Raw genomic sequence first — 21,721 nt, 5'->3', positions numbered from 1 at the left:
CCCACAGCGCCGATGGTACTGCACCCGGGAGGGTGTGGGAGAGTAGGTCACCGCCGGACACACACTAAAGGGTCGAGGCCCCAACCACTAATGGTTGGGGCCTCCCACATTTAACACCCACCACCAACACTGCCCCCCGCACCTGATACAGGCACCCGGACGAACCCTCCACCACTTAACGCCGGCCATCCAGCGACCCTCTCCCACTTAATGCAGGCACCCGGGCGATCCTCTCGCACTTGATAGCGCTTCCCCGGGGGATCCTCTCCCACCTTCTGCCGGCAAGAAACGGCCGCAACCCGGCATCGAGTGAGAGAGCGTCACAGGAAACCCCGCATCAAGTGAGAGAGCGTGTGAATATTCCCACGATGCGGCGTACTGGGCTTCACCCGTGCTGCTCTGCGGGGCGGCTCCTCTAGAATTGATGAAGATGTACGGACTTCGAAGCGCTTGATTTCGGGTTGCGTAGGAAACGAAACACGGATACGAGCGGCTGCAGTTGCGCCAGTGGTCAGCTCATAACAGGAGGAATCCACATGGCTGAGCACAACGGGGGCAACCGCGGCGGAAATGACCGCGGCGGATTCCGGGGCAACAACAATTCGGGCGGTGACCCCAGGGGTTTCCGCTCCCGCGGCAACCGCGACGGCGGCGAGTCCTCCGGACGTCCTCCCGGTGGCGGGGAGCGGAAGCCTTTTGGCGACCGTGACCGCAAGCCGTATGGCGATCGTGACCAGAAGCCCTTTGGTGACCGTCCGCGTCGTGACGGCGAAGGGGACCGCCGCGGGTTCGGTGGCGGGGAGCGGAAGCCCTTCGGTGACCGTGACCGCAAGCCGTATGGCGATCGTGACCAGAAGCCCTTTGGTGACCGTCCGCGCCGTGACGGCGAAGGGGACCGCCGCGGGTTCGGTGGCGGGGAGCGCAAGCCGTTCGGTGGCGGGGAGCGCAAGCCGTTCGGTGACCGCAAGCCGTATGGCGATCGAGACCAGAAGCCGTTCGGTGATCGTCCGCGTCGTGACGGCGAGGGAGACCGCCGCGGTTTCGGTGGCGGGGAGCGGAAGCCCTTCGGTGACCGTGACCGCAAGCCCTTCGGTGACCGTGACCGCAAGCCCTTCGGTCACCGTGACCGCAAGCCGTATGGCGATCGAGACCAGAAGCCGTTCGGTGATCGTCCGCGCCGTGACGGCGAGGGAGACCGCCGCGGTTTCGGCGGGGGAGAGAACCGGAAGCCGTTCGGTGACCGCAGCGACCGTCCCGGCCGTGGCGACCGCCAGGACCGCGCACCGCGCAATTTCGATCGTGGCCCCAGCCGGGGAGACGCAGGTCCCCGTACCTTTGGCCGGGACCGTCAGGAAGACCGCCCCGTTCGCGAACCCAACGTCCGCGACCTCCGCAGCGCGAACCGTCCTGACCGGGAGAGGTCTCCGCAGATCGATGAGGACGTCACGGGCAAGGAACTCGACCGCGCCACCCAGCACCAGATCAAGACACTTGAAGCAAAGAGCGCGGAATGGGTTGCCCGCCACCTTGTGATGGCCGGCCGGCTCATCGATGAAGAACCGGAGCTCGCCTTCCAGCACGCCCTTGCTGCAAGCCGCCGCGGCGGCAGGCTGGCCGCCGTCCGCGAAGCCGTGGGCCTGACCGCCTACGCCGCAGGCCATTACGGCGAAGCCCTCCGCGAATTCCGCACCTACCGCCGCATCAGCGGTTCCAACGTCCACCTTCCGATCATGGCTGACTGCGAGCGTGGACTGGGACGCCCTGACCGCGCCCTTGACGTGGCTCGGTCCGAGGAAGCCCAGGACCTGGATGCGCCCGGCAAAGCAGAACTCGCCATTGTGGCAGCAGGTGCCAGGACCGACCTGGGACAGCTGGACGCCGCAGTAGCCGAACTCGAGATCCCGCAGCTGGACATCAACCGGGCGTTCTCCTACAGCCCCCGGCTGTTCCGTGCGTATGCTGACGCCCTCGCCGGCGTTGGCCGCGATGATGAGGCCGAGAAGTGGCGGAAGCAGGCCGTGGTTGCCGAAAACGCGCTGGGCCAGGGCGTAGACGAAGAGCCCGACATCATTGACCTCGGCTGGGACGAGGAGGAGGAGGCAAAGGAGGAAGCAGAGCGCCGCCGCCTGCTCGACCGTGCATCACAGGCATCCGACGCTGCCCCCAAAGCAGCATCCAACGCCGGCGCCCCAGCCGCGCCCGCCCACGCTGCAGATCCGCAGGACGCCAGCATCGATGACCAGGAAGCTGACTACTTTATTTCCGACGACGCCGAATCGGACCAGGATTCGGTGGAACAGGACGAGCTGGAGTCCCCTGAAGCCCCGGAAAGCGGCGCTGCCGACGAACACGACGATTCGTCCGCTGCGGGGGACCAGGACCAGCAGGACCGCCGGGAAGACTGACGAATGGCCGACGTTCCCCTGATTTCCCTGTTCGATGCCCTCCTGGCCGACCTGGACGGCGTGGTTTACGCCGGTCCGCACGCCATTCCGGGTGCCATTGAGTCGCTGAAGCAGCTCTCCGGCATCGGCGTAGGCCTGGGATACGTGACCAACAACGCGTCGCGCTCCCCGGGCCAGGTTGCTGCCCACCTCCGCGAGCTCGGGGCGCCCGCCGAAGACAACCAGGTGGTGAGCTCCTCACAGGCCGCCGCGGACCTGCTCGCGTCCCTGCTGGCTCCCGGCTCCCGGGTGCTCATCACGGGAAGCCCTGCCCTCGCCGCCGAAATCGAACTCGTCGGGCTTGCCCCCGTGTACAGCCAGGACGAGGGGCCGGTGGCGGTTGTCCAGGGCTTCAACCCCGAGATCGGATGGAAAGACCTTGCCGAAGCCACGTACGTGGTGAACGCCGGAGCCTTGTGGGTGGCCACCAACACGGACATGTCCATACCGCAGGCCCGCGGCATCGCGCCCGGAAACGGCACACTGGTCTCGGCGGTGGCAGCCGCAACAGGGCAGACACCCCGCGTGGCCGGCAAACCCGAAGCGCCGCTCTTCCACTCCGCAGCCAAGCGGCTCGGGGCAGAACGCCCGCTGGTGGTGGGGGACCGGCTGGACACCGACATCCTGGGCGGAAACAACGCCGGCTTCGCCACCGTGGCGGTACTGACCGGCGTCGACACCCGCCAGACCATCCTGGCCGCCCGCGCCGCCGAACGCCCGGACTACATCATCAGCAACCTGGCGGACCTGCACCGGCCGTACCCTGACGTGACGCACCACGACGGCACGTACGCCTGCGGCACAGCCACAGCGCGGGTGGCGAACGGTGCGGTGGGCATCATTGGCAGCCAGGACAACCTGGACTCCTGGCGCGCCGCGTGTGCAGCGTGGTGGGCGGCGACGCCAGACGCCTCCACCCCGCAGGCTCCCGAGCTGGTGTGGCTGGATCACTAGACTGGTGGAATGACTGAGCTGACCGAACCGGAATCCGCAGCAGCCCAGCCAACCCCGGACTGGCCCGGCATCAGCGATGCGGGAGTGACGGACCCCGTGGTGGCACAGGCGCTGGCCCGGCTGGAGGCACTGCCGCAGGTCCCGGTGTCCGACCACGAAAACGTCTACAACGAACTCCACGACGAACTGCTGGCCGCGCTGAACAGCGTTCCCGGCAACAGCGCGCCCACGAGCGCGGATCCGACGGACGGTGCCGCCTGATGCCGGTACGCCTCGATCAGGCTTTGGTGGCCCGGGGGCTTGCAAGGTCCCGGACGCACGCAGCCGCCTTGATTGCCGAAGGCAAAGTCACGTCAGCAGGACAGGTCCTGGCCAAGGCGTCCCTCCAGGTGGACGAGGACAGGCCCCTGGACGTCGAACATGACGAGCGGGACACCTACGTGAGCCGGGCCGGACATAAACTTGCCGGCGCGCTTGACGCTTTTCCCGGCATCACACCGGACGGCAAAAGGTGCCTCGACGCCGGTGCCTCCACCGGCGGCTTCACCGACGTCCTGCTGCGGCGCGGTGCCGCACACGTGGTGGCAGTCGACGTCGGGCACGGCCAGCTGGTGCAGCGGCTGCGGGAAGATCCCCGCGTGGACGTCCACGAGGGATTGAACGTCAGGTACATGTCGCCCGCGGACATCGGGGGCGCCGCGGAACTCACCGTGGCAGACCTGTCCTTCATCTCCCTCACCCTGGTGGTCCAGACGCTGGCACTGTGCACCGAACCCGGCGGGGACCTGGTGCTGATGGTGAAGCCGCAGTTCGAGATCGGCAGGGACCGGCTGGGACGGACAGGGGTTGTCACCTCCGAGCGGGAACGCCGCCTGGCGGTGGAGAAAGTGGCCAGGGCAGCGCTCGACGCCGGGCTGGACCTCTGCGGCCTGGCGGTCAGTCCGCTGCCGGGCCAGGACGGAAACGTTGAATACTTCCTGTGGATAAAACGCAGGATCAGCCAAGACTTGCCTAAGATCGAAGAGCGGGAGGCAGCGGCTGCTGCCTTGCTCGGACGAATCTGGCCGAACCACTAGAGAGCGGAACCTGATGAGCAGGCGTGTACTGGTCCTCGCCCATACCGGCCGCGAGGACTCGCTGAAGGCCGCCTGGGAGGCGTGCGCCCTCCTGCACGCCTCGGGCATCGTGCCGGTCATGCAGGAATCCGAACTTGCAGACATGGAACGGTTCTTCGGACACCTGGCCCAGCCCGTGGAGGTCCTCCACGACCATGTCCAGCTGCCGGATGTTGAACTGGTGATGGTCCTTGGCGGCGACGGCACCATCCTGCGCGCAGCTGAACTGGTCCGGGAGGTGGACGTGCCGCTGCTGGGCGTCAACCTTGGCCATGTGGGCTTCCTTGCCGAAAGCGAGCGGGCGGACCTTGCCCAGACCGTCGAGTGGATCGCCAGCCGCGAGTACACGGTGGAAGAGCGGATGACCATTGACGTCCAGGTGTGGGTCCGCGGCCAGAAGATCTGGCACACGTGGGCGCTGAACGAAGCGGCCATCGAGAAGGCCAACCGCGAACGCATGCTTGAGGTCGTGACCGAAGTGGACGAACGTCCCCTCACCTCCTTTGGCTGCGACGGCATCGTCCTGGCCACCCCCACCGGCTCCACGGCCTATGGTTTTTCGGCCGGCGGGCCCGTGGTGTGGCCCGAAGTGGAGGCACTGGTCATCGTCCCCATCAGCGCCCACGCACTCTTCGCCAAACCGCTGGTGGTCTCGCCGCGTTCCAGGCTGGCTGTTGAGGTCCTGGGCCGGACGGATGCCCAGGGCGTCCTGTGGTGTGATGGCAGGCGGTCCGTGGACCTGCCGCCCGGTGCCAGGGTGGAAGTCACCAAATCAGCAACCCCCGTGAGGCTCGCCCGCACCCACCAGACGCCGTTTTCGGCCCGCCTGGTCCGCAAGTTCGAGCTTCCGATCCACGGCTGGCGGGGACCTGTGCCCAAGGCGGACGCCATCCACACCGGCCCCATACCCGTCGTCCGGACACCGCGGCCCATGCCGCCGCTCCAGGTGCCGCCGGCCGGCCAGCCCGACATTGACTCCGATCCGTCCACCGCAAAGTGAAGCCATGCTTGAAGAACTGAGAATCCGCGATCTTGGCGTCATCACTGACGCAACGCTGCCGCTGGGGCCGGGCCTGAGCGTGGTGACCGGCGAGACCGGCGCCGGCAAGACCATGGTGGTCACCGCCGTCGGCCTGCTCCTGGGCGCGCGTTCCGATGCCGGAGCCGTCAGGAGCGGCGCAAAGAGCGCCACGGCCGAGGCCGTGCTGAAGCTCGACGCCGGCCACCCCGCGATTGCCAGGGCATTGGAGGCGGGGGCGGATACGGAAGAGGTCGACGGCGGCGCGGAGCTGATCCTTGCCCGTCGCCTTGGCTCCGACGGCCGCAGCCGTGCCTTCCTGGGCGGCAGGGCCGCGCCGGTGGGTGTCCTGGCCGAAATCGGCGAGACCCTTGTGGTGGTCCACGGCCAGTCGGACCAGATCCGGCTCAAGGGAGCGGCCGCCCAGCGGGGCGCCCTGGACAAGTTCGCCGGTGAAGCACTGGCCGCTCCGCTGGCCGCCTACCAGGACCTCTACAACCACTGGAAGTCCAGCCAGGCCGAGCTGGACGGCCTCCGCAGCGCTGCGCGTGACAGGCTGCGTGAGGCCGAATCCCTGCAAAGCGCCCTCGCCGAAATCGATGAGGTTGATCCGCAGCCGGGGGAGGACGAAGTCCTCAAAGCCGAAGCGGTGAAACTTGCCAACGTCGAGGAGCTTCGCATCGCCGCGAGCACGGCCCACCAGGCGCTCATCGCCGAGGACTTCGGTGAAGAGGGGGACGCCACCACCCTCGTTGACGCTGCCAAACGGACGCTGGAACACGTGGCCGAGCACGACGCCGAGCTGGGGTCCGCCGCCTCGCGGCTGGCCGAGGTGGGCTTCCTGCTGAACGACATCGCCACCGAGCTGGCCAGCTACCAGGCCGGGCTGGACACGGAAGGACCCGAACGGCTCGCGGAGATCGAGGACCGCCGGGCCGTGCTGGCCAAACTGGTCCGCAAATACGCTCCCACCATCGACGAGGTGTTGGTCTGGGCGGAGAACGCCCGCGTGCGCTTCGATGAACTGCAGGACGATTCCACCCGGATCGAAAAGCTGGACGCCGAAGTGGTCCAGGCGGAGGCAGACCTGAAGAAGCAGGCCGCGGCCATCAGCAGGATCAGGGCCAAGGCAGCGAAGGACCTCTCGGCCCGGGTCAGCGCGGAACTTAAGGCGCTGGCCATGGCTGATGCCACGCTGGTCATCAACCTCGAGCCCGGTGGCCAGCTCGGGCCGCACGGCGCGGACGAGATCAGCTTCCTGCTGCAGCCGCACTCCGGGGCCCCCGCCCGGCCCCTCGGCAAGGGCGCCTCCGGCGGTGAACTGTCCCGCGTCATGCTCGCCATCGAAGTGGTGCTGGCAGCCGTGGACCCGGTCCCGACGTTCGTCTTCGACGAGGTGGACGCCGGCGTGGGCGGCCGCGCCGCCGTCGAAATCGGCCGCAGGCTCGCCATGCTGGCCCGCCACGTCCAGGTGCTGGTAGTCACCCACCTGCCGCAGGTGGCCGCTTTCGCGGACCAGCACATCACCGTCACCAAGACTTCCGTCCGGGGAGCCGACGGCGGAACCGCCACCGGGTTCACATCCAGTGATGTCCGCCTCCTCGACGGCCCCGAAAGGGTCCGCGAACTGGCCCGCATGCTGGCCGGCCAGGAGGATTCGGAGTCGGCGCAGGCGCACGCCCAGGAACTGCTGGACGACGCAAAACTCCTGCCCCAGGGGGCCTGAGGGCGGATTCGGCCGGGGCTCCGCGGGCGGGCCGCCCCTTGATCGGCGGCCGGCACAGGGGCAAACTTGGACGTTTGGGGAACAGTGCCGGCGATCCGTGGAAGGCTCAAATGATGATAGGCTCGAATTCCGTGGTGCAGCGATCAAATTCCCGTGTAAATTCCCGGTTCCCGGGCTCATCCAAGACGACCAAACACATCTTCGTAACCGGTGGTGTGGCGTCCTCGCTCGGTAAGGGACTGACGGCATCCAGCCTCGGTCACCTCCTGCGCGCACGCGGCCTGTCTGTGACCATGCAGAAGCTCGATCCGTACCTGAACGTGGATCCGGGCACCATGAACCCCTTCCAGCACGGCGAGGTCTTCGTCACCGACGACGGCGCCGAGACGGACCTGGATATCGGACACTACGAGCGCTTCCTGGACGAAAACCTGGAAGGTTCAGCGAATGTGACCACGGGGCAGGTGTACTCAACTGTCATCGCGAAGGAACGCCGCGGCGAGTACCTCGGCGACACCGTCCAGGTCATCCCGCACATCACCGATGAGATCAAGCGCCGCATGCGCCTGCCGGCCGAGGGCAAGAATGCCCCGGACGTTATCATCACCGAAATTGGCGGCACCGTGGGCGACATCGAATCCCAGCCGTTCCTCGAATCGGCCCGCCAGGTGCGCCAGGACATCGGCCGCACCAACGTGTTCTTCCTCCACGTCTCCCTGGTCCCCTACATCGGGCCGTCCCAGGAGCTGAAGACCAAGCCAACCCAGCACTCCGTGGCAGCCCTGCGGTCCATCGGTATCCAGCCTGAGGCGATCGTTATCCGCTCGGACCGCGAAGTGCCCGAAGCCATGCGGGAAAAGATCGGCCGGATGTGCGACGTCGATATCGATGCCGTGGTGAACGCCGCCGATGCCCCCAGCATCTACGACATCCCCAAGACCCTCCACACGCAGGGCCTGGACTCCTACATCGTGCGTGCCCTGGACGTGCCCTTCAAGGACGTGGACTGGACAAGCTGGGACAAGCTCCTCGAGGCCGTGCACAACCCCAAGCACGAGGTCGAGATCGCGCTGGTGGGCAAGTACATCGACCTTCCCGACGCCTACCTGTCGGTGACCGAGGCCCTGCGTGCCGGCGGCTTTGCCAACGACACCAAGGTCAAGATCCGCTGGGTTCCCTCGGACGAGTGCGAAACCCGCGAGGGCGCCGTCAAGGCGCTCGACGGCGTCGACGCCATCTGCGTTCCGGGCGGCTTCGGCATCCGCGGACTTGAAGGCAAGCTCGGCGCCCTGAAGTTCGCCCGCGAAACCAAGCTGCCGGTCCTGGGACTCTGCCTGGGCCTGCAGTGCATGGTCATCGAATACGCCCGCAACGTGGTGGGGCTCGAAGGTGCCTCGTCCAGCGAATTCGAGCCCGACTCCAAGTACCCGGTCATTGCCACCATGGAAGAGCAGCTGGAGTTCGTCGAAGGCCGCGGCGACCTCGGCGGCACCATGCGCCTGGGCCTCTACGAAGCAAAGCTCGACCCCGGATCCGTCATCGCTGAGACGTACGGCAAGACCACCGTCAGCGAACGCCACCGCCACCGCTACGAGGTCAACAACAAGTACCGCGACCAGATCGCAGCCGAAGGCCTGGTGTTCTCCGGCACGTCCCCGGACGGCAAGCTCGTTGAATTCGTCGAACTGCCTGCGGACGTCCACCCGTACTACGTGGCCACCCAGGCTCACCCCGAGCTGAGCTCACGCCCCACCCGGCCGCACCCGCTGTTCGCCGGCCTGGTCAAGGCAGCCCTGAAGCACCAGGGGGGCCCCGACACGGCCGCCACCGCGGATGCCGGCGCTGCCGACGCCCTGCAGTCCGGTACGGTAGCCGCTAAGTAGTTCCAACAGAAAAAGGACGGCGCGATGCCCGGTACACCTGAAGCCACCCCTGCTGCGAAGCAGGTTTCGGATGCACCGAGCCCGCGCCGTCTTTTGTCTACCGAGAAGGTCTACGAAGGCCGGATCTGGGACGTGGTCAGCGACAGCTTCCAGCTGCAGGAAACCGGAGAGGCACTTACCCGCGACTACATCGACCACCCCGGCGCGGTGGCCGTCCTGCCCATGAACGCCGCCGGGGAGATCCTCCTCCTCAGGCAGTACCGCCATCCGGTGGGCATGGATCTTTGGGAGATCCCCGCCGGCCTGCTGGACGTTGAGGGTGAGGACTTCGTGGTGGGGGCCGCCCGGGAACTGGCCGAGGAAGCGGACCTCGCCGCGGGTACCTGGAACGTCCTGGCGGATTTCTTCAATTCCCCGGGCTCCTCCAGCGAGGCCATCAGGATCTACCTGGCCCGGGACCTGGCAGACATACCCCATCACGAACGCCACGAGCGGACGGATGAGGAAGCCGAGATCGAGTTCCACTGGATCAGCCTGGACGACGCCGTGGACTCCGTCCTGGCCGGCCGGCTCCACAACCCGTCCGCCGTCGTCGGAATCCTGGCCGCCGCTGCCGCACGCGCCGGAGGGTACCAGGGGCTTCGGCCGGCCGATGCACCCTGGCCGGCGCACCCCAGCCAGCGCTGATGGTTCCGCCTCCCTCCACCGAACTGGCCTCCGCAGACCCGGTCCCCGCCGAGGCAGCCCGTGCAGAGCCGGCCAGGGATGCCGCCCCGCCCGCCCCGCCTACGGCCATCGACCGCGGCATCACCGACTACCTGCAGCACATGGGAGTGGAGCGCGGCCTGGCGGCCAACACCCTCTCCGCCTACCGGCGGGACCTCACCCGCTATGCCCGCTACCTCTCGGCGGCGGGCTGCGCGCGCCCGGAGGACATCACCCGCCACCACGTCACGGGATATGTCCGGGCACTGGCTGACGGGTCCGACGGCGGTTCCACCCTGGGCGTCAGGTCCGCCGCCAGGACCGTGGTGGCCGTCCGTGGACTCCACAAGTTCTGGGCTTTGGAAGGCTTCACGCCCACGGACCCCGCCAGCGAAGTCCACCCGCCCATGCCCGGGAAGCGGCTGCCGAAAGCCATCAGCGTGGATGAAGTCACACGGATCCTCGAAGCGGCGGGAACGGACACGGCAACAGGGCTGCGCGACCGCGCCCTCCTTGAGTTCCTGTACTCCACCGGAGCAAGGATCAGCGAGGCCGTAGGCCTGGACGTTGACGACATCTCCCTGGATGCTGAGGCGTCCGGCCCGGCCATCGTGCGGCTCTTCGGCAAGGGTTCCAAGGAACGGCTCGTGCCCCTCGGCTCCTACGGTGCCAGGGCCCTGGAAGCGTATCTGGTGCGGGGCCGTCCGCTGCTGGCAGCCAAGGGAAAAGGCACCCCGGCGCTGTTCCTGAACGCCCGCGGCGGCCGGATCAGCCGGCAGAGCGCCTGGACCATCCTGAAGGCGGCGGCCGAAAAGGCGAACATCACCAAGGACGTTTCCCCCCACACCCTTCGGCACTCCTTTGCCACCCACCTGCTCGAAGGGGGCGCGGACGTCCGCGTGGTCCAGGAGCTGCTGGGCCACGCCTCGGTGACCACCACGCAGGTGTACACCCTGGTCACTGCCGAAACCCTGCGGGAGATCTACGCCGCCGTGCATCCCCGGGCGCTGGGCTGAGCATGGCTGCTGCGGTTTCCCTGTGCTTCCTGCTCCGCGAGGTTGACGGCGTATCCCAGGTGCTGCTGGGGCTGAAGAAGACAGGGTTTGGGCGCGGAAAGATCGTGGGCATCGGCGGCCACGTGGAACCGGGCGAGAGCGACGCGGAGGCAGCGATCCGCGAGGTGCGGGAGGAAGCGGACGTCGGGCTCCGCCACGAGGACCTTCGGGACGCCGGGGTCATCCGGTTCGTGTTCCCTGCCAAGCCGGAATGGGACATGCGCACGAGGCTGTTCACAGCGGTGCGCTGGGACGGCGAGCCCACCGAAAGCCTTGAGATCGCCCCGGCCTGGTTTGAGACCGCAGCCCTGCCCGTAGAGCGGATGTGGCAGGATGCCGACCACTGGCTGCCGGTAGTGCTGGAAGGCGGGAAGGTCAACATCGTTGTGACCATGGACAACGACAACGAGGCCGTCGCCTCCTCCGAAAGCCTCCTCTTCTGAAAACTTCGGGAAAACGACGGCGGCCGGGCCCTCATGGTGACCTGGCCGCCGTCGCGCCTTCCGGCTGGGGCGCCCTGCCCCGCACCAGCCTTAGGACAGGTGCCGCTCCTCCGGGCCGACGTATTCGCTCAGCGGACGGATCAGCGAGTTGGAGTCCAGCTGCTCCATGATGTGCGCCGTCCAGCCCGTGATCCGGCTGGCGACGAACAGGGGAGTGAACGTCTCGGTGTCAAAGCCCATGAGGTGGTAGGTGGGCCCCGCCGGATAGTCGAGGTTGGGCTTGATGGCCTTGGCCTCGTCCATGGCAGTCTCGAGGCCCTGGTACAGGCCCAGGAGTTCAGGCCGGCCGTAGTGCGCGATCATCTTGTCCAGGGCCGCCTTCATGGTGGGCACCCGGGAATCGCCGTGCTTGTACACCCGGTGTCCGAACCCCATCACCTTCTTCTTGTGGGCCAGGGCGTCCTCCATCCAGGCTTTGGCGCGCGCTGCCGCTTCTTCCAGCGATTCCTCCGGCCGGATGCCGATCTCATCGAAGGTGTGCATGACGGCCTCGTTCGCGCCGCCATGCAGCGGGCCTTTCAGGGCCCCGATGGCGCCCGTGACCGCTGAGTGCAGGTCCGAGAGCGTGGAGGTGATGACCCGTGCCGTGAAGGTCGAGGCGTTAAAGCTGTGTTCGGCGTAAAGGATCATGGAAACGTTGAAGGCCTCCACCACTTCCGGCACCTGTTCCTCACCGAAAGCCATCCACAGGAAGTTGGCCGAGTAGCCCAGGTCGTCCCGGGGCGCTACCGGTTCAACGGGGCGTCCCGCCGCGTGCCGCCGGCGCTGGTCGTAGGCCACCACGGCCGGCATCGCTGCGAACAGGTCCACGGCCTTTGCCATGTTGGCTTCCCGCGACGAATCACCGGTCAGCGGATGCCTGGCACCCATCACAGAGGCTGCCGTCCGGCAGACATCCATGGGGTGGGCGCTGGTGGGCAGGGCATCGACTACCTGCTTGACCACTGGGTCCAAAGCCCGCCCGGCCCGCTCCCGCGCTGTGAATTCGGCCAGCTGGTCCGCGGTGGGCAGCTCCCCGTTCCAGAGCAGGTACGCGACTTCCTCAAAGCTGCACCGCGCCGCGAGCTCCTGGACCGGGTAGCCACGGTACAGCAGCGAGTTGGTGTCCGGGTTGACCTTCGAGACGGACGTGTAGTCCACTACGACGCCGGCGAGACCTTTTTTGATGTCCTGTTCAGCCATGCTGAAACTCCCTTGTTCCTGTCGCCTTTCGGATGCCGGCCGCGGCCGGCGGTGGTCCTTTAGTGCTTTCCGGGGACCTGGAAATTGAAGACCCCGGTGTCAAAACGGTTGTAGGCCTCGTAGTCCACGAGGTCGTACAGCCGCGCACGGGTCAGCATGCTGCCAACCTGCGCCTCCTGCGTTCCCTCAGCCTTGATCGAGTCCAGCGTACGCTCAGCAGCGCCCATGGCACTACGGAGCAGGGTGACCGGATAAATCACCATGTTCACGCCCACAGATGCCAGCTGGTCCACGGTGAAGAGGTCGCTCTTTCCGAACTCCGTCATGTTGGCCAGGATGGGCACGTGCACGGCATCGCGGATGGCCTGGAACTCGTCCAGGGTGGCCATTGCTTCGGGGAAAATCGCGTCGGCGCCGGCGTCCACGAGTGCTTTTGCCCGGTCCTGTGCCGCCGCCAGTCCATCCGTGGCACGGATGTCGGTGCGGGCCATGATCAGGAAGTTCGGGTCGCGGCGGGCGTCCGCGGCAGCACGGATGCGCTTCGTGGCTGTCTCCAGGTCCACCACGTTCTTGCCGTCCAGGTGGCCGCAGCGCTTGGGGTTGAACTGGTCTTCGATGTGCAGTCCGGCGAGGCCGGCGTTCTCGATCTCCTGGACGGTGCGGGCAACGTTCATGGGTTCGCCGAAGCCGGTGTCGGCATCCACGATGGCGGGCAGGTCCGTCATGCGGGCGATTTGGCCTGCGCGGGTGGCCACTTCCGTGAGGGTGGTCAGTCCGATGTCCGGCAGCCCGAGGTCGTTGGCCAGCACTGCACCGGAGATGTAGACCCCGGCGAAGCCCTTCTCCTCGATCAGCCGGGCGGAGAGGGGGTTGAACGCGCCGGGGAACTGCTGGATGGTTCCGGAGGCCAGGAGCTCCCGGAACCGGAGGCGTTTCTGTTCGGGAGTGGTCTTTGAGTACAGCATCAGAACAGTCCCTTGGGTGCGGCGGCGAAGTCGATGACGCCGGGGGCGGCGGTGATGTTCAGCTCGTCCAGCTCACCGGCGGCGAGTTCCGGCAGCCGCTCGGCGGCGGCCAGGAACCGTTCGATCTCGGCCTCTTCCACCAGGCCCGCGGCGAGGGTGCGGAACTTGTGGATGTATTGTTCCCGTCCGAACGGGCGGGCGCCCAGCGGGTGGGCATCAGCTACGGCAATCTCGTCCTTGATGACCGTGCCGTCCGACAGGGTGATCTCCACGGAGCCGCCGAAGGCCTTCTCGGCAATGTTGAGGGAGTGGTAGCGGCGGGTCCACTCAGGGTCTTCCTCGGTGCTGACCTTCTGCCACAGGTCCACCGTGTCCGGCCGCCCGGCACGTTCGGGGGAGTAGGAGTCCACGTGGTGCCAGGCGCCATCCTGCAGGGCCACCGTGAAGATGTAGGGGATGGAGTGGTCCAGCGTCTCCCGGCTGGCCTTGGGATCGTACTTCTGCGGATCGTTGGCGCCGGAGCCGATGACGTAGTGCGTGTGGTGGCTCGTCCTGATCAGGACGGACTTCACGTTGGCCGGGTCCGTGGCTTCGGGATGTTCACGGTTCAGTTTCCGGGCCAGGTCGATCCAGGCCTGCGCCTGGTACTCGGCGGAGTGTTCCTTGGTGTAGGTGTCCAGGATGGCGCGCTTTGCTTCCCCGGCCTCCGGCAGCGGCACCATGTAGGAGGCATCCGGGCCGTCCAGCATCCAGGCGATGACGCCGTCTTCACCTTCGTAGATGGGCACCGGAGAGGTCTGTCCGCGCATGGCGCGGTCTGCGGCCTCGACGGCCATCTTTCCGGCGAACGCCGGCGCGTGCGCCTTCCAGGTGGAGATCTCGCCCTTGCGGGACTGCCTGGTGGCCGTGGTGGTGTGCAGGGCCTGGCCGACGGACTGGAAGATGGTCTCGACGTCGAGACCCAGGAGTGTGCCGATGCCGGCGGCTGCCGACGGGCCAAGGTGCGCCACATGGTCGATCTTGTGCTTGTGCAGGCAGATTGCCTTGACCAGGTTCACCTGGATTTCGTACCCGGTGGCGATCCCGCGGATGAGGTCCTGTCCGCTGGCACCGGTGTGCTGGGCAACGGCCAGGATCGGGGGGATGTTGTCGCCGGGATGTGAGTAGTCGGCGGCCAGGAAGGTGTCGTGGTAATCCAGTTCCCGCACGGCAACCCCGTTGGCCCATGCGGCCCATTCCGGTGATACGCGCTCGCCGATGCCAAAGACTTTGGCGCCCTGGCCGCCGGTACTGGGGCCGTGGGCCAGGGCCTGGGCGCGGGCAGCCACAATAGGCCCACGGTTCAGGGAGGCGATGGCCACCGAGGCGTTGTCGATGACCCGGTTGATCACCATGTCGGCCACCTCGGGCGTTACCGCGACGGGGTCGGTGGCAACCTTGGCGATCTTGTAGGCGAGCTGTTCCTCGCGGGGCAGGTTTTCCTCGCTCCTGTAAACCCGGACGTGGTGTTCCTTAACCATGGTGCTCCTTGTGGTGGGGTGTGTGCGTGTTCTTGACGTGCGTAAGGCTTCGGTGCAGGTGGAGGATGGTGGCGGCTTCGGCCAGCCGGGGGTTGCGGGCGGCGATAGCTTCGGCGATGGCTGCGTGCTCTGCTGCTGCGGCCGTGAGCCGCTGCGCATCGTCGGCTGCCAGGCGGCGCACGCGCACCAGGTGCACCCGCAGGCCGCGCATGGCCTGCGCCAGGTAGGAGTTGGAGACGGCGGCATCGATGGCGGCGTCGAGGCGCCCGGCAAGATCGTAGTAGGCGTGCCGGCCGGGGTCGCTGCCGTCAATGAGGGCCGGGGCTTCGAGGAGCTCCTTGCGGAGCTGGAGGAAAACGCCGGGATCACCGCGTTCGGCTGCCAGCGCTGCGGCTTTGCTTTCGAGGGTTTCGCGGAGCTCGAAGAGTTCGTCGATGTCATCGAGCGAAACGTCGGTGACGACGACGCCGCGGCTGCCGGCCGTCGTCGTCAGCCCTTCGGCGGTAAGCCGGCTGAGCGCCTCCCGCAGTGGAGTGCGTGAGACGCCAAGGCGTTCGGACTGTTCTACCTCGGCAAGCACCGTGCCCGGCAGGAGGCGCCATTCTGTGATGTCGTCGCGTAGGGCGGCGTAGGCCCTGTCACTGGCGCGCATCGCTGCCTCCTTCGGTCATGGACTTCCCCTAGTGTATACAGAGGGTCCCAGTTTGCCAATGAAAGGATGCTAAAACTTGGAATAGCCGTATCTGTGTATACAAAACACTTGTTTCGCCATCGGACTCCCGGCTAACATGGCGGCTACACAACGTCGTGGATGGGAAGCACTTTCATGGTCACCAGCAGCTATCGCGAAACGTATGAAGCAAGCCTTGGGAAACCCGGGGAGTTTTGGCTCGATGCAGCCGCAAGGGTTTCCTGGTCGGTGCCGCCCCGGCACGCGCTGGACGCAAGCCGGGCTCCGCTCTACACCTGGTTTCCGGACGGGGTCCTCAACACCTCCTACAACGCCCTGGACCGCCACGTAGAGGCCGGCCGGGGTGACCAGGATGCGCTCATCTACGATTCCGCCATGCTCGGCACCCGCCGGCGCTTCAGCTACGCGGAACTCACCGGGCTGGTGGCACGCTTTGCCGGCGCCCTCCGCCGCAGCGGGGTGGGCAAGGGGGACCGCGTCGTGATCTACATGCCGATGATTCCCGAGGCCGCCATCGCCATGCTGGCAACAGCGCGCCTCGGAGCCGTCCATTCGGTGGTCTTCGGCGGGTTTGCCCCGAAAGAGCTCGCGGCACGCATCCGCGACGCCGTCCCCGCCGTGGTGGTCACCGCCTCCGGAGGGATCGAGCCCACCCGCCGGATTGAATACCTCCCCGCCGTCGAGGAAGCCCTCCAGCTGGCGGGAGTGCCGGACCTCCCCGTCATCGTCCGGGCCCGGGAGGGCTTCGCAGCCACAGCGGCGGACCATGGCTGGCAGGACTGGGACTCGGAAATGGCCGCTGCGGAACCTGCCGCGCCCGTGGACGTCGCGGCCACGGACCCGCTGTACATCCTCTACACCTCAGGCACCACCGGAGCACCCAAAGGCGTGGTGCGGGACAACGGGGGCCACGCCGTCGCACTCGCCTGGACCATGGACAACATCTACGGCGCCGGTCCGGGGGACGTTATGTGGACCGCATCCGATGTCGGCTGGGTGGTGGGGCACTCCTACATCGTCTACGGCCCGCTGATTGCCGGTGCCACCACGGTCCTCTATGAGGGCAAACCGGTTGGAACGCCTGATGCCGGCGCGTTTTGGCGCGTGATCCAGGAACACGGAGTCAACGTCCTGTTCACCGCCCCCACGGCGCTGCGGGCCATCCGGAAGGCCGACCCTGAGGCAGCCCTGCTGCGGAACTATGACCTCTCCAGCCTGCGCACGCTCTTCACGGCGGGGGAGCGGCTGGACACGGACACGTTCCACTGGGCCTCCCGGTCGGTTGGCGTTCCTGTGGTGGACCACTGGTGGCAGACGGAGACGGGCTGGGCCATCTGCGCCAATCCCCGCGGCCTGGAAGAACTGCCCATCAAGGCAGGTTCGCCCAGCGTGCCCATGCCGGGATTCAGGCTCAGCATTGTGGATGGCCTTGGCGTGGAGGTGGAACCCGGCACGGAAGGAAACATCGTGCTCGGGCTCCCGCTGCCGCCCGGGACCCTGGCCACGCTCTGGGGCAACGACGAACGCTACATCTCCTCCTACCTGCAGGCTTTCGAGGGGTGCTACGCCACCGGGGATTCCGGCTACCGGGACGCGGACGGCTACGTGTTCGTGATGGGGCGGACCGACGACATCATCAATGTCGCGGGGCACCGGCTGTCCACCGGCGCCATGGAACAGGTCATCGGACAGCATCCGGCCGTCGCCGAGTGCGCGGTGATTGGCCTGGCCGACCCCCTTAAGGGCCAGCGCCCCAGCGGCTACGTTGTGCTCAAGTCCGGGGTGGAGGTATCCGAGGACGTCCTGGCCAAGGACCTGGTGGCGATGGTCCGCCGGGACATCGGAGCCGTTGCGGACTTCAAGCACGTGACGGTTGTTGATGCCCTGCCCAAAACCCGGTCCGGGAAGATCCTCCGCAAGACGATGCGGCAGATTGCCGACGGCGAGGAGTACACGGTACCGTCCACAATCGAAGACGCCGGGGTGATTGACCAGCTGATCGGGAGCCTCCGGCCCGGCGGAAGCGGAGACTAGCAGCGGACGGAGCCAGGGGCCCGGGTCAGCGGCCGGGTCAGCGCCCGCGCCAGCGGTACTCGTTTTCCGGCCGGCCCGGTGTTCCGTAGCGGGCGGTCCTGGAGACCGTGCCGGCGTCCGCCAGGTACTCGAGGTAACGGCGGGCGGTGACGCGGGACATGCCGAGGGCGTCCATGACTTCCGTGGCGGATACGGCGTCGCTTTGTTGCCTGACGAACTCCTGCACCGATCCCAGCGTGGAAGCGGAGAGGCCTTTGGGCAGGGGCAGTTCCGACGGCGCCCGCAGGCTTGCGAAGGCCTGGTCCACTTCGCTTTGGGATGCTCCGGCCTTTCCGGAGCCGGCGTTCGGGCCTGCGAGCTGCTGCCTGAATTGCCGGTAGCTTTCCAGCTTGTCGGCGAAAGTGGCGAACGTAAACGGCTTGATCAGGTACTGCACCACCCCGATGGCCACGGCGCTCCGCACGATGGCCAGCTCCCGGACGGCGGTGATGGCAATGATGTCCGCCAGGATCCCGGCTGCCCGCATCCGCCGGGCGATGTCCAGGCCGTGGAGGTCCGGCAGGTTCATGTCCAGGAGGACCAGCTCCACCGGGTTGCCCGCCGCCGAGAGCTCACCGAGCAGCCGAAGGGCGGACTGGCCGTCAGGTGCGCTTCCGGCCAGCTCAAAGCCCGGCAGCCGCCCGATATAGGCTGCGTGTGCCGCCGATGCGATGGCCTCGTCCTCAACGACGAGGACCCGGATGTTGCTCACGGTGTGTGCTCCTTTTGCGGGGACTCTGCTGCGGGAAGGAATACTTCGAATTTCGCTCCGCGCCGTCCGTTGATGGTCAGGGTACCGCCCAGCCGCTGCACTGCCTGCCGGACCAGGGCCAGCCCGATGCCCCGGCCGCCGGGCCCGGAAGGCTTGGTGCTGAAGCCGTGGCGGAAGATGGTGTCCGCGGCCTGCGCGTCCAGGGCGGCGCCGGAATCGTGGACGGCGATGTCCAGCCCCTCCTCATCCGACTCCACCGTCAGCTCCACGCGCCGGGGCGGGGGAGCGTCCGCTGCCGCGTCGATGGCATTATCCAGCAGGTTTCCCAGGATTGTCACCAGGTCCTGCACAGCCACTCCCGCCACCGTACCGGAACCCAGCGTGGCAACATCAAGCTGGACACCGCGTTCGTGGGCTTCCGCCACCTTGCCCATGACGAGTGCCCCCAGGACAGGTTCATCAACGGAGCTGACCATGTCATCCGTCAGCTGCTGGCTCAGCTCCAGGTCCCGGGTGGCGAAATCCAGGGCTTCCTGCGTCCGGCCCAGCTCCAGGAGCGAGACCATGGTGTGGAGCCGGTTGGCGTGTTCATGGGTCTGGGCGCGGAGTGCGCCGGAAAGGGTCCGCATGGTTTCCAGTTCGGTGCCCAGCGCTTCAATTTCGGTACGGTCCCGCAGGGTTGCCACCGTACCGTACACGGGTGCCCTGCCCCGGGTTCCCGGGGAGCCGGGCGCCCTGGCCGGCCCCTGGTTGACCACCAGCACCCGGGAACCGGTAAGGATGATTTCGTCATTGGCCGGCCGGCCGGACTCGAAGAGGTCCCGGAGTTCCTCCTCGAGCGGCAGTTCCGCCAGCGACGGCGGCCGGGTGGGGTCCTTGCTCCCGGCACCTTCGAGGCCCAGCAGTTCCGCCGCCTGGTCGTTGTACATCACCACGCGGCCCTTCGTGTCAATCAGGATCAGGCCTTCGCGCACCGAGTGCAGGACGGATTCGTAGTAGGCGAACAGCTGCGAGAGCTGCTCAGGACCCCACCCCCGGGTCACCCGGCGAAGGTACCGGCCAAGGAACCAGGACGCCAGCGAACCTCCCACCAGCAGGGCCAGGCCAATCAGCAGCAGGGCCGGCAGGCGTCCGGCGAAGGCGACGTCCACCGTGCGGACCGTAACGCCCACCGCCACCAGTGCCTTCACCTCGCCCGCCTGGTCCTTGACCGGAACAATGGTCCGCACCGACGGGCCCAGCGTCCCCGCCGTCACTTCGGTGAGCTGCCCACCCTGCAGTGCAGCGTCGATGGAGCCGATATACGGGCGGCCGATCTCCCCGACCCGCGGATGCGTCCACCGGGTGCGGTCGGGAGCCATGATGGTGACGAAGTCGACGTCGGCCTCTGCCATAACGTCCCTGGCATAGGGCTGCAGAGAGGCAGTCGGGTCCGGGCTGGAGGCCGCCTCCAGCACCAGCGGGCTGGCCGCGATGGCAGCGGCGATCCCCGCCATCCGGTGGCCGGCCTCGTCGTAGGTGCGGTCACGGGCGTCAACGAACGTGGCCGAGCCGACGACGGCGATAAACACCACCACAATCAGCAGGTTCGCCACGAAGAGCCGGCGGGCGATACTCCAGGGGTGGATCACGTGTACCTCCCGACGCCGTTTCCGGGCGCCATCCTTAGTAAGCATGTGCGCCGCGACCAATATGAACGCAACGGTGAGCTGGGTCACGGCGTACCCAATGATGGATATCACACCGGAGGACGCGCAGAGCCCAGAGAATGTGCCGCAGCGTCTATCAGATTATCCATATAAGGAGACACATCATGGCTTCTCAACGAGGAGAGTCGCTTGACACCGTGAAGACGCGGCGCAAGGGCATCGACAAATCGCATTACCTCTACATTGCGGTCATCGCCGCCGTCATCCTCGGCGCCGTAGTGGGCCTGATGTTCCCCGAGGTCGGCAAGTCCATGAAGCCGCTGGGTGACGGGTTCATCAAGCTGATCAAGATGATGATTGCGCCCATCATCTTCTGCACCATCGTCCTGGGCATCGGCTCCATCGCAAAGGCCGCCACAGTGGGCAAGGTCGGTGGCCTGGCACTGGGATACTTCGTGCTCATGTCTACCTTTGCGCTCGCCATCGGCCTGGTTGTTGGCAACCTGATCCACCCGGGCGAGGGCCTGAAGCTGGCGCCGTACGATCCTTCCAAGAAGGCAGAAGTCGACAGCACCGTCGCCTTCCTCCTGGGGATCATCCCGGGCGACATTCCGGTCCTTCCGACGCTCTTTGCCGCGCTCCTTGTAGGTTTCGCCCTGCAGAAGATGGGCCCGCAGGGTGCGCCGGTACTCAAGGCCATCGGCCACGGCCAGGCCGTCGTCTTCCGCATCCTCATCATGATCATGTGGCTTGCTCCCGTGGGCGCCTTCGGTGCCATCGCCGCCGTTGTCGGAGCCACCGGCGTCCAGGCCATCGTCAGCATGTTCACCCTGATGGCCGCCTTCTACATCACCTGCGCACTGTTCATCGTCATCATCCTGGGCGGTCTGCTGAAGGTTGTGTCCGGAGTCAACATCTTCAAGCTCATGAAGTACCTGGGCCGTGAATACCTGCTGATTTTCTCCACGTCCTCTTCCGAAGCTGCCCTGCCCCGCCTGATCGCAAAGATGGAGCACCTCGGTGTTTCCAAGCCGGTGGTTGGCGTTACCGTTCCCACGGGCTACTCCTTCAACCTGGACGGCACCGCCATCTACCTGACTATGGCTTCCCTCTTCGTGGCCAACGCCATGGGAACCCCGCTGGATCTGGGAGCCCAGGTTTCGCTGCTGATCTTCATGATCATCGCTTCCAAGGGTGCCGCCGGTGTCACCGGCGCCGGCCTGGCCACCCTTGCTGCAGGCCTGCAGGCACACAAGCCGGAACTGCTGGGCGGCGTGGGCATGATCGTTGGAATCGACAGGTTCATGTCCGAGGCCCGCGCCCTGACCAACTTCACCGGCAACGCCGTAGCCACCGTCCTGATCGGCACCTGGATGAAGGAGATCGAACGGGGCCAGGTTGACCAGGTACTCTCCGGCGGACTGCCCTTCGACGAGCAGACCATGATTGCCAGCCACACCGGCCACGCGGCGCCGGCAGCCACGGAAACCGAAGAGCGGCGCGTTCCGGCCGGCGTCTAGGCACCA

At 66.8% G+C, this 21,721-nt stretch carries 18 protein-coding genes; 12 read left to right on the top strand and 6 right to left on the bottom strand.

Annotated elements, in window-relative coordinates; all coding sequences use genetic code 11:
* Nucleotides 1-536 precede the first annotated feature (536 nt).
* The 10 genes from IEX33_RS18025 to IEX33_RS17980 all read left to right on the top strand — a co-directional run bounded on the left by IEX33_RS18025 (nt 537) and on the right by IEX33_RS17980 (nt 11,343).
* Nucleotides 537-2,405: a hypothetical protein gene (locus IEX33_RS18025; RefSeq protein ID WP_188732283.1), complete on the top strand. Its 1,869-nt coding sequence runs from the start codon at nt 537-539 to the stop codon at nt 2,403-2,405.
* A 3-nt stretch (nt 2,406-2,408) separates the two neighbouring features.
* Nucleotides 2,409-3,398, top strand: coding sequence for an HAD-IIA family hydrolase (locus IEX33_RS18020; protein ID WP_188732282.1), 990 nt, complete (start codon nt 2,409-2,411; stop codon nt 3,396-3,398).
* Nucleotides 3,399-3,407: 9 nt separating this feature from the next.
* Nucleotides 3,408-3,659: a hypothetical protein gene (locus tag IEX33_RS18015; protein WP_174176897.1), complete on the top strand. Its 252-nt coding sequence runs from the start codon at nt 3,408-3,410 to the stop codon at nt 3,657-3,659.
* Nucleotides 3,659-4,474, top strand: a complete 816-nt coding sequence (locus IEX33_RS18010; protein WP_188732281.1) for a TlyA family RNA methyltransferase — start codon at nt 3,659-3,661, stop codon at nt 4,472-4,474. Before IEX33_RS18015 ends, IEX33_RS18010 begins: the two co-directional genes overlap by 1 nt.
* A 13-nt stretch (nt 4,475-4,487) precedes the next feature.
* Nucleotides 4,488-5,513, top strand: a complete 1,026-nt coding sequence (locus IEX33_RS18005; RefSeq protein WP_188732280.1) for an NAD kinase — start codon at nt 4,488-4,490, stop codon at nt 5,511-5,513.
* A 4-nt stretch (nt 5,514-5,517) separates the two neighbouring features.
* Nucleotides 5,518-7,257: a DNA repair protein RecN gene (gene recN, locus IEX33_RS18000; RefSeq protein WP_188732279.1), complete on the top strand. Its 1,740-nt coding sequence runs from the start codon at nt 5,518-5,520 to the stop codon at nt 7,255-7,257.
* A 113-nt stretch (nt 7,258-7,370) separates the two neighbouring features.
* Nucleotides 7,371-9,140: a CTP synthase gene (locus tag IEX33_RS17995; RefSeq protein ID WP_188732278.1), complete on the top strand. Its 1,770-nt coding sequence runs from the start codon at nt 7,371-7,373 to the stop codon at nt 9,138-9,140.
* Between the two features lie 24 nt (nt 9,141-9,164).
* Nucleotides 9,165-9,827: an NUDIX domain-containing protein gene (locus IEX33_RS17990; RefSeq protein ID WP_104188803.1), complete on the top strand. Its 663-nt coding sequence runs from the start codon at nt 9,165-9,167 to the stop codon at nt 9,825-9,827.
* Nucleotides 9,827-10,861: a site-specific tyrosine recombinase XerD gene (gene xerD / locus IEX33_RS17985; RefSeq protein WP_188732277.1), complete on the top strand. Its 1,035-nt coding sequence runs from the start codon at nt 9,827-9,829 to the stop codon at nt 10,859-10,861. The genes IEX33_RS17990 and xerD overlap by 1 nt, the downstream gene beginning before the upstream one ends.
* Nucleotides 10,862-10,863: 2 nt before the next feature.
* Nucleotides 10,864-11,343 carry an 8-oxo-dGTP diphosphatase gene (locus IEX33_RS17980; RefSeq protein ID WP_188732276.1) on the top strand — a complete coding sequence of 160 codons (480 nt, stop codon included), beginning with the start codon at nt 10,864-10,866 and terminating at the stop codon, nt 11,341-11,343.
* 90 nt (nt 11,344-11,433) lie between these two features.
* Here IEX33_RS17980 and IEX33_RS17975 read toward each other — a convergent pair whose 3' ends face one another.
* The 4 genes from IEX33_RS17975 to IEX33_RS17960 are packed head-to-tail and all read right to left on the bottom strand — an operon-like array spanning nt 11,434 to nt 15,722.
* On the bottom strand, nt 11,434-12,585 hold the full coding sequence (locus IEX33_RS17975; RefSeq protein ID WP_174176913.1) for a bifunctional 2-methylcitrate synthase/citrate synthase: 1,152 nt from the start codon (nt 12,583-12,585) through the stop codon (nt 11,434-11,436).
* A gap of 59 nt (nt 12,586-12,644) precedes the next feature.
* Nucleotides 12,645-13,550, bottom strand: coding sequence for a methylisocitrate lyase (gene prpB, locus IEX33_RS17970; protein WP_188732275.1), 906 nt, complete (start codon nt 13,548-13,550; stop codon nt 12,645-12,647).
* Complete coding sequence (locus IEX33_RS17965) at nt 13,550-15,070, bottom strand: MmgE/PrpD family protein (protein WP_188732274.1); 1,521 nt, start codon at nt 15,068-15,070, stop codon at nt 13,550-13,552. The genes prpB and IEX33_RS17965 overlap by 1 nt, the downstream gene beginning before the upstream one ends.
* Complete coding sequence (locus tag IEX33_RS17960; RefSeq protein WP_188732273.1) at nt 15,063-15,722, bottom strand: GntR family transcriptional regulator; 660 nt, start codon at nt 15,720-15,722, stop codon at nt 15,063-15,065. Before IEX33_RS17960 ends, IEX33_RS17965 begins: the two co-directional genes overlap by 8 nt.
* Before the next feature lie 174 nt (nt 15,723-15,896).
* Here IEX33_RS17960 and IEX33_RS17955 point away from each other — a divergent pair, with 174 nt between their 5' ends.
* The gene (locus tag IEX33_RS17955; RefSeq protein ID WP_188732287.1) at nt 15,897-17,795 is read left to right on the top strand and encodes an AMP-binding protein; all 1,899 of its coding nucleotides are present in this window, start codon (nt 15,897-15,899) and stop codon (nt 17,793-17,795) included.
* A gap of 37 nt (nt 17,796-17,832) precedes the next feature.
* On the opposite strand, the gene IEX33_RS17950 is transcribed toward IEX33_RS17955, so the two are convergent.
* Together IEX33_RS17950 and IEX33_RS17945 are read right to left on the bottom strand one after the other, a co-directional pair.
* Nucleotides 17,833-18,546: a response regulator gene (locus IEX33_RS17950; protein WP_188732272.1), complete on the bottom strand. Its 714-nt coding sequence runs from the start codon at nt 18,544-18,546 to the stop codon at nt 17,833-17,835.
* Nucleotides 18,543-20,177: a sensor histidine kinase gene (locus IEX33_RS17945; protein WP_188732271.1), complete on the bottom strand. Its 1,635-nt coding sequence runs from the start codon at nt 20,175-20,177 to the stop codon at nt 18,543-18,545. Before IEX33_RS17945 ends, IEX33_RS17950 begins: the two co-directional genes overlap by 4 nt.
* A gap of 182 nt (nt 20,178-20,359) precedes the next feature.
* Here IEX33_RS17945 and IEX33_RS17940 point away from each other — a divergent pair, with 182 nt between their 5' ends.
* Nucleotides 20,360-21,715 carry a cation:dicarboxylate symporter family transporter gene (locus IEX33_RS17940; RefSeq protein WP_188732270.1) on the top strand — a complete coding sequence of 452 codons (1,356 nt, stop codon included), beginning with the start codon at nt 20,360-20,362 and terminating at the stop codon, nt 21,713-21,715.
* Nucleotides 21,716-21,721: the final 6 nt, after the last annotated feature.

Source organism: Pseudarthrobacter scleromae, assembly GCF_014644515.1.
Classification (GTDB): Bacteria; Actinomycetota; Actinomycetes; order Actinomycetales; family Micrococcaceae; genus Arthrobacter; species Arthrobacter scleromae.
The sequence above is the reverse complement of the archived record's forward strand: the minus strand, read 5'-3'. Positions and strand labels throughout refer to the sequence as shown.